The organism is Streptomyces sp. WZ.A104, from assembly GCF_002382885.1.
Taxonomy (GTDB): Bacteria; Actinomycetota; Actinomycetes; order Streptomycetales; family Streptomycetaceae; genus Streptomyces.
This window is the reverse complement of the sequence record NZ_NWVL01000127.1, coordinates 1-11,831: the sequence shown is the minus strand read 5'-3', so window position 1 is coordinate 11,831 and position 11,831 is coordinate 1. Positions and strand designations below refer to the sequence as shown.

Genomic DNA, 11,831 nt, shown 5'->3' with positions numbered 1-11,831 from the left:
GAGGGGCCGGGGGAGCTGGCGGAGCGGGCGCGACCGGCGCGGCTGCGGGCGGCGCCACCGGGGCGGGCGGGGACATGGCCGCCGCGGGGGCTGGCACGGACGGCTGGGGCTGCGCGGACGGCTGGGCCTGCTGCGGTTCGTCGACGGAGATACCGAAGTCCGTCGCCAGCCCTTCGAGCCCGGTGCTGTAGCCCTGCCCCACCGCGCGGAACTTCCAGGCGCCCTGGCGCAGGTACAGCTCGCCGAGGATGAAGGCGGTCTCGACCGTGGCGTCGGTGCTGTCGAAGCGGGCCAGCTCCGCCCCGCCCGTCGCGTCCTCGATCCGCACGTACAGCCCGCTCACCCGGCCGAAGGTGCCGCCGTCCGCCGAGGCCGCGACGACGATGCGCTCGATCCCGGGCTCGACCTTGCCGAAGTCGACGACGAGCGTGTCGGTGACCCGGTCGGGAGCCGTCCGCTTGCCCTCGTGCCGGACCGCGCCGGAGCCGTGGGCCGGCTGGTTGTAGAAGACGAAGTCCGCGTCACTGCGGACCTTTCCCGCCACCAGGAGGAGGGCGGAGGCGTCGACGTCGGGGGCGCCCGGCGCCGCGTGCCACCCCAATTCGACGCGTACGGTGCCGGCCGGCACCGGAACGTTGGTTCCTTTTTGCATGGTCATGCTCGCCCCATCACGAGTCCGGATGCCCCGCGGGCATTTCCCGACAACCTAATCCCCGGCACGGCGGAGCACGCCCCGCCCAGCACGATGTTCCTCCCGGCGATCCGCCGGTAACCCCCCGTGAACTTGGCCTTTACACGATCAGTAGACGTCGGTGCGCCCTTTTTTGCCAAGTTCGCTCGCATTGGGGATCGCGGTTCACTCACATCGGGGAAAACAACCCTCTTATCGGGCTCCCCAACCAGCACATCGTGGGCTTAACTTAGGTGGCATGACGTCCCCCCGCTCCACCTTCGGCGGCGGCTACTACGCCGCGTCGTTCCCCGACACTCCGATCTACGACTCCCTGGTCGCGGAGCGGGGAACCCCTCAGATCGCCCCCATCCGTGTGCCTGCCGCCTATGACACCGGCAGCAGCTATCCGCCGGCCCTGCCGTCGGCGCTTCCGGCCCTTCCCGCGGCCCCCTCGCAGCCCATCGGCTACGGCTACCCGCAGCAGCCGATGCCGCAGTACCAGCAGGCCCCGGCGCAGCACGCGCCGATGCAGCCCGCCCAGTTGCAGCACGCGCCCGCGCCGTACATCCCGCAGCAGCCCCAGGCGCAGCGGCCCGCGCCGGGTACCGGGTACGAGGCGATGCGCCCGGCCTCGCCGCGGCCCGCACCGACCCCCTCGCCGTACGAGGACCCGTACAACCGGCCGTACCAGAGCCGGGGGTACTGAAAGCCCCTGGCACCCCTGACACCGTGCGGCGGCTCCGCGCCGGGGGACGCACCGGACGTCGGTCGCACCTGCGTGACGAACGTCCGGATGCCGCACGTACGGTGTCAGAGGCGGCTGGCAGGATGGACGCATGAGCCGTCCCTCCCTCCGGGCCATCCGGATTTATCCCGTCAAATCGCTCACCGCCCGCGTGGCCGACGCGGTTGCCGTCGAGCCGTGGGGACTCGATGGCGACCGCCGATGGATGCTGGTCGACAAGGCGGCGAGGGCGCTCACTCAGCGTCAGCAGCCGTTGATGGCCCGCATCTCGGCCGAGCTGCTGTCCGGGGGCGGCCTGCTCCTGTCCGCGCCGGGCCGCCCGCCCCTGCACGTCGAGGTACCGGAGCCGAAGCGCACGATCACCGTGGAGCTGCACCGGGACACGGTGGTGGTGGCGGAGGCGTCGGACGACGCCCATGCCTGGTTCAGCGACGTCCTCGACTGCGAGGTCCGGCTCGTCCATCTCGACGAGCCGTCGCACCGCAGACACGTCGACCCGGTGTTCGCACGCCCCGGCGACACCGTCTCGTTCGCCGACGGATATCCGCTGCTCCTGACCACCACGGCCTCCCTGGACGCACTCAACGCCCTTGTCGCCGCGGGCGACCGGCCCGAGGAGGGTCCGCTGCCCATGGACCGCTTCCGGCCGAATGTGGTGGTCGGGGGCACCGAGCCATGGGCCGAGGACGGCTGGCGGCGGATCGCCGTCGGCGAGGTCGCCTTCACGGTGGCCAAGCCCTGCGGCCGCTGTGTGATCACGACGACGGACCAGGAGACGGCCGAGCGGGGCAAGGAGCCGCTGATCACCCTCGCCCGCCACCGCCGGTTCGGCAAGCAGTTGGTCTTCGGCCAGAATCTGATCCCCGAGGGGACGGGAGTGATCCGGGTCGGGGACCCCGTCCGGATCCTCGACTGAGGGCCGAGGACCGTGGGGGGAACGGGCGTGGGGGGAACGGGCGTGTGGGGGCTGTCGGCGCTGCTGCGCGGGCGGCGCAATCGGCTGCGCCGCGCCACCGACCGTCGCGAGGGGTGGGTGACGATCGGCGCACTGCTGCTGATGGCGCTGGGTGCCCCGGCGGCGGGCTGGGCGGGCGGTGCGGCCGCCGACGCCTCGCTCCGGCGCTCGGTGAGTGCCCAGCACGCGGAGCGCCACGCCGTCGACGCGGTCGTGGTGCACCCGGTGCCGGGACGGGAGCGGGGCGGCGGCGATCCGGGAGCCGCCGCCGAACGCGCCGCGCGGACCTGGGTGGTGGCGTCCTGGCAGGCCCCGGACGGCAGCCGGCACACGGAGAAGGTGGCCACCGCGTCGCGGCCCGTCGGCCCCGGTTCCCCGGTGCGGATCTGGACGGACAAGGCGGGTGTGCCGGTGGAGCCGCCGATGGACGGCCGCACCGCCCGGTCGCACGCGGTGCTGGGCGGCGTCGGTGCGTTCCTGCTCGCTGTCGGATGCATCGAGGCGGGCAGGCGGCTGGTCGTAGCCCGGATGGTGCAGGCGCGGTACACACGACTGGACCGCGAGTGGGCCGCCACCGGCCCGGACTGGGGCAGAGCCGGTACGGGCGGCTGACCACGGGCCCGCTTCGACTCTCTCCCTCGACCCTGCTTCGGCTCTGCTTCCGCCGGAGGAGGCCATCGGCAACATCACTCCGAGGAGCCGACTCGTCAACTCCCGCCCCTCCCGCGCGCTACGGTGGTCCGACCCCGTCCGCCCGGCAGCTCGGCAGGCGGACGGACCCGAGGCATCGCACAGCACGAGGTGGGGGCACAACAACGCCATGGCACAGGGCACGGTCCAGGTGACGCACACCGGCACATCGCGATGGCGCCGCCGCACGGGCGAGTACGCCTCCCTCTCCGCGGCCCTGGAGGCGGCAGCCGACGGCGACGTCCTCACCGTCGCGCCCGGCACGTACCGGGAGAACCTCGTCGTTCACCGCGCGGTGACCCTGCGCGGCCCCGAAGGGTCGGTCGGCTCCGTGCGGATCGCGCCGGTCGACGGGGTACCGCTGACCGTGCGCGCCTCCGCCGTCGTCCAGGACCTGCACATCGAGGGCCAGGATTCGGCGGCACCCGCCCTGCTGATCGAGGACGGCACGGCAGACCTCTGCGACCTGCGGATCGTGACCCGGTCCGCCGCGGGCATCGAGGTGCGCGGCGCGGCCCGGCCCACCGTGCGGCGCTGCACCGTCGACAATCCGGCCGGGGTCGGCATCGCCGTACTGGACGGTGCGGGCGGGGTGTTCGAGAAGTGCGAGATCGTCTCGGCGGGCCAGTCCGGGATCTCCGTCCGCGACGGCGGCCATCCACGTCTGGACCGCTGCCGGATCCACCACACCTCGGGCGCGGGCATCGGCGTCACCGGCGAGGGCAGCGGCCTGGAGGCGTTCGGCTGCGAGGTGTACGAGATCAAGGGCAGCGGCATCCAGATCACCGCCCGCGCCTCGGCCCACCTCACCGACTGCACCGTGCACCGCACCTCGGCGGACGGCATCACCCTGGACACCGACGCGGTGCTGACGCTCGCCGACTGCGACATCCACGACATCCCGGAGAACGCCGTGGACCTGCGGTCGCGCTCGGTGCTCACGCTGACCCGCTCCACGGTCCGCCGCTTCGGCCGCAACGGGCTCTCGGTCTGGGACCCGGGCACCCGGGTGGACGCCAACCAGTGCGAGATCCACGACAGTACGGGCGACTATCCGGCGGTCTGGGTCAGCGACGGGGCGACGGTGATACTGGACGCCTGCCGGGTGCACGACGTCCCCGACGCGATCTTCGTCCTCGACCGGGGCTCCCGCGCCGACGTCGTGGACAGCGACCTCTCCCAGATCCGCAACACCGCCGTCTCCGTGAGCGACGGAGCCACCGCCCAGCTGGACGACTGCCGCATCCGGGAGGCGTCCACCGGGGCCTGGTTCCGCGACCACGGCAGCGGCGGCACGCTGAACAACTGCACGATCGACGCGGCGCAGACCGGGGTCATCGTCACCAAGGGCGCGGACCCCACCATTGAGCGCTGCACCGTCACCTCGCCCGCCGAGGCGGGGTTCTACGTCTCGGCCGAGGGCCGGGGCACCTTCGAGAGCTGCCGGGTGACGGGCACCGATGGCTACGGCTTCCACATCATGGAGGGCTGCCGCACCACTCTCACCCGCTGCCGCACCGAGCGGTGCGCCCGGGGCGGCTACGAGTTCCCCGAGGGCGACGGCGCCTCGGCGACCGGTCCGATCGTCCAGGACTGCACGAGCGACGAGAGCGGTCTGCGGACGGCACCGGCCCCGGCGCCCGCGGTGCTGACGGCCACCCTCTCGACACCCGGACTGCTGAACACGATGCCCGGACAGCGCGCGGTCGAGCCCGCCGCCCCCGATCCGGCCGCCCCGGCGGAGCCCGCCCGCGATTCCTCGGCGGTCCTCGGCGAACTGGACGCGCTGGTGGGGCTGGACAGCGTCAAGCGCGAGGTGCGGGCGCTGACCGACATGATCGAGGTGGGCCGCCGCCGCCAGGAGGCCGGGCTGAAGGCCGCTTCGGTCCGCCGCCACCTCGTCTTCACCGGCTCCCCCGGCACGGGCAAGACCACCGTCGCCCGGCTTTACGGGGAGATCCTGGCCTCGCTCGGGGTGCTGGAGCGCGGCCACCTGGTGGAGGTGTCCCGGGTCGACCTGGTCGGCGAGCACATCGGCTCGACGGCGATCCGGACCCAGGAGGCGTTCGACCGGGCGCGCGGCGGGGTGCTCTTCGTCGACGAGGCGTACGCCCTGTCCCCCGAGGACTCCGGCCGGGACTTCGGCCGGGAGGCCATCGACACGCTGGTGAAGCTGATGGAGGACCACCGGGACGCGGTGGTCGTGATCGTCGCCGGGTACACCCACGAGATGGAGCGGTTCCTCACCGTCAACCCCGGTGTGGCCTCCCGATTCTCCCGGACCATCACCTTCAGCGACTACGTGCCCGAGGAGCTGCTGCGGATCGTCGAGCAGCAGGCCGAGGAGCATGAGTACAGCCTGGCCGACGGGACCGGGGAAGCGTTGTTGAAGCACTTCACCGCGCTCCCCAAGGGTCCCGCGTTCGGCAACGGCCGCACCGCGCGCCAGACCTTCGAGTCGATGGTGGAGCGGCACGCGGGCCGGGTCGCCCAGCTCGCCGAGACGAGCACGGACGACCTGACCCTGCTCTACCCGGAGGACCTTCCCGAACTGCCCTTGTGACCGTCTCTCCGCATCCGCGCCTCCGCCGGTCCTTGCGGCTGTCCCTCCGCCTGGCGGGGCACGATCGGGCCCAGCTCCTCCAGGAGGGCGGCCCGCTGCTCGGCGAAGGCCGGATCGGCCTGGTAGTCGGAGTGGCCAAGGATCGGTTCGGGCAGCGGGAGCTCGGTGGTCCGCCCGTAGGCCAGGGGGTCCTTCAGCGGCCCCCGGTCGACGCCCGGGTCGGGGTCGGTGCTGATGCGGACGGGCCCGCCGATCGGGTCGGTGGCCCGCCACAGATTGCGCCAGCAGTGCACCGAGCGGTGCAGCCCGAGCAGGGGCACGGGGCCGAAGTAGGCGGGGAACCACCGCCCGTACAGCCGCTCCAGGGGGGACCCGTAGGTGAGCAGCGCGACCCGGCTGCGCGCCGCGTCGGGCAGCTGCCACACGGCGGAGGCGGCGAGGACGCTCCCCTGCGAGTGGCCCGATATGACGAGCCGGCCCAGGGGCATGGTCGTGGTCCAGGCGGACATCCGGGAGGCGAGGTCGGGTACGGCGCGCTCGGCGTAGCAGGGGGGCGCGAAGGGGTGGGCGGCGCGCGGCCAGAAGGTGCCGACGTCCCAGAGTATGCCGATGGTGCGGCGGGCCGAGGCGTCCTTGTAGGCGCGGCGGCCCCCCGCGACGAAGAGCACGAAGCCCAGGCCGACCAGCCAGGACCCGGTCGACTGCGCGGCCTCGGCGAGTGATTCGAGGAGCGGCACGCTCCCGTCCGCGGCCCGTCCCGGCACCTCGTTGCTGCGCCAGGAGCCGACGATCGCGCCCGCCCCGAGCAGCAGGGTGGCGGCGGAGACCACGCCGACGATCCAGGGTGCGGAGTCGGTGAGGGCGGCGGTGGCACGGATGCGGGCGATGCGGCGGGTCCGGGCGCGGTCGGGCGGTTCGGGGGCGTACTCCGCCTCGACGAGCGGGCCGAGGCGGCGGGCCGTGCGCGCGGTGCGGACGACGAGCACCACGACCGGGCAGAGCAGGAGCAGCAGGAGGACCGGGATGACGGAGGCCTGCCAGCTGAGCAGGACGGGCGGCCCGGCCATGTCGGCCTGGTCCATGCCCGGAGTGCCGGGCCCGTCCAGCCAGTCGGCGACACGCTGGGCGACTCCGCCGGTCATCACGCCGCCCAGGGCGCAGGCGAGCATGGCGACCGCGGGGCCGCCGAGTCCGTACAGGATGGTGCGGGGTTCGGGAGTGCGGCGGTGGAGGCTGCGGGCGACCAGGGCGAGCGCGACGACGAGGACGCCCTGGACGAGGGCGAGCAGCCGGAAGGCGGTCTCGCCGGGCAGGCTGCCCGAGGACTGCCAGGCAGGGCGCGACCAGGACGCGTGGAGGACGGCGAGGGCGAGCAGGGCCAGTGCGGAGCCGGGCAGATAGGTGGTGAGGGCGCAGTCCAGCCGGGTGTCGCGGACCCGTTCGCTGCGCCCCCGGCGGCAGACGACCCACACGGCGACGAGGGCGCACAGCACGATGCCTCCCTCGACGGCCGCGCCGAGCGCCTGGGGCACCGGGCTGTCGGGGGTCCGGTCGTAGCGGGCGGCGGCGCCGGTGACCGCCGCGGCGACGGTCAGGAATCCGATCGCCGTGTGGGCGGCCCGGAGCCGGGCGACGAGTCGGCGGCCGTACCAGAAGCCGGGGCGGCCGAGCGCGGGGCGGACCGGGGCAGGTGGCCGCCCCCGGGCTCCGTCGGCGTCCGGGGTGGGCACGGTGAGAGGGCTGGGCGCGTCGGGGGCGAGGGAGTCCGGGGCGGGGGCGCCGGGGCCGTGGGCCTCCTCAGCCCCGTCGGGGTCGTTCTCGTCGACGTCCGTACCGTCCAGGGGGCCCTGGGACTCGTACGCGCTCCAGGTGCGGTGGGACAGATACCACAGGAGCCCCACCAGAGCCGTGGGCAGGAGGGCCGCGAAGGCGATCCGACGCCCGGGCTGCGACCACCAGCTGCCCTGATGTGCCGACAGAAAGCCCAGCCAGGAACGGCGTTCGGCGCAGCTCCGGGTGCCCGCGCACTGCCAGGCCACCAGGTCCAGGGCGACTTCGCAGGCCGCCGCGGTCAGCAGCACCGTGAGGCTGAGCGCGACGAGCCGCACCAGGACGCCGTACAGCCGGACCGCGCGGGTGCGGCCGGTGGCGGTGGGGCGCATCCAGTGGGCGAGGTTGACCACCATGAACGGCAGGAGCAGCAGCCACAGGGCACGGGAGCTGTTGCCGGAGGTGAGGCCGGACCAGCAGTACGCCTCGGCGACGGGCTCGTCCCGGTAGCGCTCGGGGTGCTTCTCGCCGTGGACGTCGTCGGTGCGCCGGTACACGGCGGCGGTCGCGTCCCCGGTGACCCGGATCGTACGGGGATCGCCCAGCACCTCCTGCGGGGTGGCGCCGCCGACGCCGTGGACGAGCAGTTCCAGCGCTGTTCCGGTGGCCTGCGCGGGCGGTGCCGCGGGGGGTGGGGTGGCGGGAGACAAGGGGGACTCTCTCTCGGACGCGTCGGGCCTGGCGGCGGACGGGGAATGGGGGATGCAGTACGCGGAGGAGGAGGTGCGGGCCCCTGTGCCGGGCCCAGGATTGCGGGCTCGGGGCGGGCGCGTGAGCGGTCTCACGGAATCTCCCCAGGTGGTACGCGGGACATGCCTGCGTGGCAGGATGAGCGTGTGTCGCAGACCGCTGCGGACCGTACGGCCAGAGGGAAGGAACGGGCCCGGCGTTGAGCGAGAATCAGAACCTCCTCGCGGAGCAGCGCCGTGCGCTGATCCTCGACGAGGTGCGCAGGCGGGGCGGGGTCCGGGTCAATGAGCTGACCCGCAAGCTGAACGTCTCCGACATGACGATCCGTCGGGACCTGGACGCGCTGTCCCGGCAGGGTGTCATCGAGAAGGTCCACGGCGGCGCGGTCCCGGTCGTCGAGCCGAGTACGCACGAGCCCGGGTTCGAGGCGAAGTCGGCGCTGGAGCTGAGCGCCAAGGAGGACATCGCGCGGGCGGCGGCGGCGCTGGCGGTGCCCGGCAGCGCGATCGCGCTCTCGGGCGGGACGACGACGTTCGCGCTGGCCCGGCATCTGCTGGAGGTGCCGGATCTGACGGTGGTCACCAACTCGGTGCGGGTGGCGGATGTGTTCCACGACGCGCAGCGTCCGGCCGCCGGACGGGGCACGCGCCCCGGGGCGGCGACGGTGGTGCTGACGGGCGGGGTGCGTACGCCGTCGGACTCGCTGGTCGGCCCGGTCGCCGACCGGGCCATCGACGCGCTCCACTTCGATGTGCTGTTCCTCGGTGTACACGGCATCTCGACCGAGGCGGGGCTGTCGACGCCCAACCTCGCGGAGGCCGAGACCAACCGCCGCTTCGTCCGGGCGGCGCGCCGGATCGTGGTGGTGGCCGACCACACCAAGTGGGGGACGGTGGGGCTGAGTTCCTTCGCCGCGCTGGAGGAGGTCGACACGTTCGTCACGGACGCGGGTCTGGCTCCCGAAGTGCGCGGGGAGATCGCGGAGCATCTGCCGGGTCTGCTGGTGGCGGGCGAGTCCCCCGCCCACACCTCACCCTCCGGCGCTTCGCCCGCCTCGGGGGGCTGACGGGGGGGGCGGTTTTGATGCTGACGTGGGCCTCCGCGGATTCCGTTCGGCTCGCCGCAGCTCCACCGGCACCCCATAGGATCGCAGGGTGGCCGTCTTCCGGATCGAGCGCTTCCCTCCTCTCCCCGCAGCCGAGGCCTGGCGCCGGGTGACCGACTGGGAACGGCACGCCGCGCAGGTGCCGTTGACCGCGATCTCGGTGCCGACGGGACTGCCCACGCAGGTCGGGACGGTTTTCGTGGCGCGTACGGGCCTGGGGCCGCTGGCCTTCGACGACCCGATGGAAGTGGTGCGGTGGACCCCGCCCGCCGGTGGCCGGGCCGGAGTGTGCCGGTTGGAGAAGCGGGGGTCGGTGGTGCTGGGCCGGGCCTCCATCGATGTGCTTCCGACGGATTCCGGTTCCCATGTGGTGTGGGTCGAGGAGCTGCGGGTACGGCTGGTGCCGGGGTGGGGTGACCCGCTCATCGCCTCCACCGGGCGCCGGGTGTTCGGCAGAGTGCTGGACGCGCTGCTCGCCTCGCCCGGTACGACCTGAGGTCTGCCGGGGCGCACGCCGGAGATCACCAACGATCGGCCGGCCGTTCCCGTTCGGGTGATGCTGCCGTCACACGTTTGACTCGTTGGCCGATATGACATCCCCGCCACCGCCGGAAGGCATGGTCACGCCGATCCATCAGCCTCGGCGCCGGACCGACGCACGGTCCGGACCGGCCCGAGCGGGCTGCCGCGCCTCGGGCACCGGACGCGGGCGGCACGCTGACGGCGGGTGCGCCGTACGGCGGCGTCCGTGCCGCCGTACGGGGGTCCCCGGCCGGTCGACCCGGCCGTCCGGTGCCAGACTCGGACAGGTGACGGACGAAACAGATCACGCCGACGCCCCGGGGCTTGCCGACCGGCCCCCGGCGCGCGCTCTGGTGACCGGTGCCACCGGCTACATCGGCGGTCGGCTGGTGCCCGCCCTGCTGGACTCCGGACACCGGGTGCGCGCCCTGGCCAGAACACCGCGGAAGCTGCGCGACTACCCCTGGGTGGACCGGGTCGAGGTGGTCCGCGGCGATGTCACCGACGCGGAGTCGCTGGCGGAGGCGATGCGGGACGTCGATGTGGCGTACTACCTGGTGCACGCGCTCGGCTCCGGCTCGGACTTCGAGGAGACGGACCGCAAGGCCGCCCGGACCTTCGGCGAGCAGGCGCGTGCTGCGGGGGTGCGCCGGATCGTGTATCTGGGCGGGCTGACCCCGGCCGGGGTGCCGGAGAGGGAGCTGTCGCCGCATCTGCGGTCACGGGCCGAGGTGGGCCGGATCCTGCTGGACTCCGGGGTGCCGACGGCGGTGCTGCGGGCGGCGGTGGTCATCGGGTCGGGATCCGCGTCGTTCGAGATGCTGCGCTATCTGACGGAGCGGCTGCCGCTGATGATCACCCCGAGCTGGGTACGGACCCGTATCCAGCCGGTGGCCGTACGGGACGTGATCCGGTATCTGGTGGGGTGCGCGTCGCTGCCCGACGAGGTGAACCGGACCTTCGACATCGGTGGCCCGGACGTCATGACGTACCGGGACATGATGCAGCGCTATGCCCGGGTGGCAAGGCTGCCGCGGCGGCTGATCCTGCCCGTGCCGGTGCTCACACCGACGCTGTCCAGCCGCTGGGTGGGTCTGGTCACCCCGGTGCCCAGCTCCATCGCCCGCCCGCTCACGGAGTCCCTGCGCCATGAGGTGGTCTGCCGGGAGGACGGCATCAGGCGTTACATCCCAGATCCGCCGGACGGGACCGTCGGCTTCGACCGGGCGCTGCGGCTGGCCCTCCAGCGCATCCAGGAGGCGCAGGTCGACACCCGCTGGTCCACCGCCTCGGTGCCCGGGGCACCGAGCGATCCGCTGCCCACCGACCCGGACTGGGCGGGCGGCAGCCTGTACCGCGACGAGCGGGAACTGCCCGTTCCGGTCGCCCCGGACGCGCTGTGGCGGGTGATCGAGGGCATCGGCGGGGAGAACGGCTGGTATTCCTTCCCGCTGGCCTGGGCGGTACGCGGCTGGCTCGACCGGATCGTCGGCGGGGTGGGGCTGCGGCGCGGCCGCCGGGACGCCCAGCGGCTGCGGGTGGGCGACTCGCTGGACTTCTGGCGGGTGGAGGAGATCGTGCCAGGCGAACTGCTGCGGCTGCGGGCGGAGATGCGGCTGCCGGGCCTGGCCTGGCTGGAACTGACAGTGCGCGGCGACGAGCGGGGCCGGACCGTCTACGGGCAACGCGCCCTGTTCCATCCGCACGGGCTGCTCGGCCATGCGTACTGGTGGAGCGTGTGGCCCTTCCACTCGGTGGTCTTCGGGGGGATGGCGCGGAACATCACTCGGGCGGCCGGGGCCGAGGCGGAGCGGCGGCACGGACCAGTGGCCGACAGTGGTACAGACAACTGAGGGCCCGCCCGCTATGGTGTGCGCGGCTCCATCCGCCGCAGACCGCCGGGAGGTGCATGCGATGGCACGCCGACTCCGTACCGTAGGAATGGAGTTCGTCGATTCCGCGCCGATGCGTCTGGTGTTCGCCGCCGAGGTGTCCGCGCCGGCGGACGTGGTGTACCGGGCGCTCGCCGAGGACGTCGCGTCCTGGCCGTCCTGGTTC

General features: G+C 73.5%; 9 protein-coding genes and 1 pseudogene. 8 read left to right on the top strand and 2 right to left on the bottom strand.

Translation table 11 applies throughout. The annotated features are described in order from the left end of the window. The coding region (locus CIB93_RS35800) for a TerD family protein (RefSeq protein WP_143660128.1) at window positions 1–658 on the bottom strand (658 nt) is incomplete at its 3' end. Window positions 659–929: 271 nt separating this feature from the next. On the opposite strand from CIB93_RS35800, the gene CIB93_RS35795 reads away from it, so the two are divergent. The 4 genes from CIB93_RS35795 (at window position 930) to CIB93_RS35780 (ending at window position 5,626) form a co-directional block, all read left to right on the top strand. Beyond that, a complete protein-coding gene (locus tag CIB93_RS35795) occupies window positions 930–1,379 on the top strand; it encodes a DUF6643 family protein (RefSeq protein WP_096632964.1) in 450 nt (149 codons plus the stop codon). 130 nt (window positions 1,380–1,509) lie between these two features. Continuing rightward, window positions 1,510–2,334, top strand: coding sequence for an MOSC domain-containing protein (locus CIB93_RS35790; RefSeq protein ID WP_096632963.1), 825 nt, complete (start codon window positions 1,510–1,512; stop codon window positions 2,332–2,334). A 42-nt stretch (window positions 2,335–2,376) separates the two neighbouring features. Next, window positions 2,377–2,985 carry a hypothetical protein gene (locus CIB93_RS35785; RefSeq protein ID WP_096632962.1) on the top strand — a complete coding sequence of 203 codons (609 nt, stop codon included), beginning with the start codon at window positions 2,377–2,379 and terminating at the stop codon, window positions 2,983–2,985. 208 nt (window positions 2,986–3,193) lie between these two features. Next, entirely contained in the window at window positions 3,194–5,626 is a 2,433-nt protein-coding gene (locus tag CIB93_RS35780; RefSeq protein ID WP_096632961.1) for a right-handed parallel beta-helix repeat-containing protein, read from the top strand. Here CIB93_RS35780 and CIB93_RS35775 read toward each other — a convergent pair. Beyond that, entirely contained in the window at window positions 5,593–8,106 is a 2,514-nt protein-coding gene (locus CIB93_RS35775; RefSeq protein ID WP_096632960.1) for a hypothetical protein, read from the bottom strand. The two genes, CIB93_RS35780 and CIB93_RS35775, sit on opposite strands and share 34 nt — an antisense overlap. 239 nt (window positions 8,107–8,345) lie before the next feature. Here CIB93_RS35775 and CIB93_RS35770 point away from each other — a divergent pair, with 239 nt between their 5' ends. The 4 genes and pseudogenes from CIB93_RS35770 to CIB93_RS39360 form a co-directional block, all read left to right on the top strand. Further along, window positions 8,346–9,212 carry a DeoR/GlpR family DNA-binding transcription regulator gene (locus tag CIB93_RS35770; protein WP_096632959.1) on the top strand — a complete coding sequence of 289 codons (867 nt, stop codon included), beginning with the start codon at window positions 8,346–8,348 and terminating at the stop codon, window positions 9,210–9,212. A gap of 88 nt (window positions 9,213–9,300) precedes the next feature. Beyond that, complete coding sequence (locus tag CIB93_RS35765; RefSeq protein ID WP_096632958.1) at window positions 9,301–9,747, top strand: SRPBCC family protein; 447 nt, start codon at window positions 9,301–9,303, stop codon at window positions 9,745–9,747. A gap of 313 nt (window positions 9,748–10,060) precedes the next feature. Then, window positions 10,061–11,626: an SDR family oxidoreductase gene (locus tag CIB93_RS35760; protein WP_257002517.1), complete on the top strand. Its 1,566-nt coding sequence runs from the start codon at window positions 10,061–10,063 to the stop codon at window positions 11,624–11,626. A gap of 61 nt (window positions 11,627–11,687) precedes the next feature. Continuing rightward, a pseudogene (locus CIB93_RS39360) lies at window positions 11,688–11,831 on the top strand (SRPBCC family protein); the annotation flags it as partial.

Bases quoted from the DNA above. Each gene is read 5' to 3' on its own strand.
- CIB93_RS35780 (WP_096632961.1), top strand. From the start codon at position 3,194: ATGGCACAGGGCACGGTCCAGGTGACGCACACCGGCACATCGCGATGG.
- CIB93_RS35790 (WP_096632963.1), top strand. From the start codon at position 1,510: ATGAGCCGTCCCTCCCTCCGGGCCATCCGGATTTATCCCGTCAAATCG.
- CIB93_RS35795 (WP_096632964.1), top strand. From the start codon at position 930: ATGACGTCCCCCCGCTCCACCTTCGGCGGCGGCTACTACGCCGCGTCG.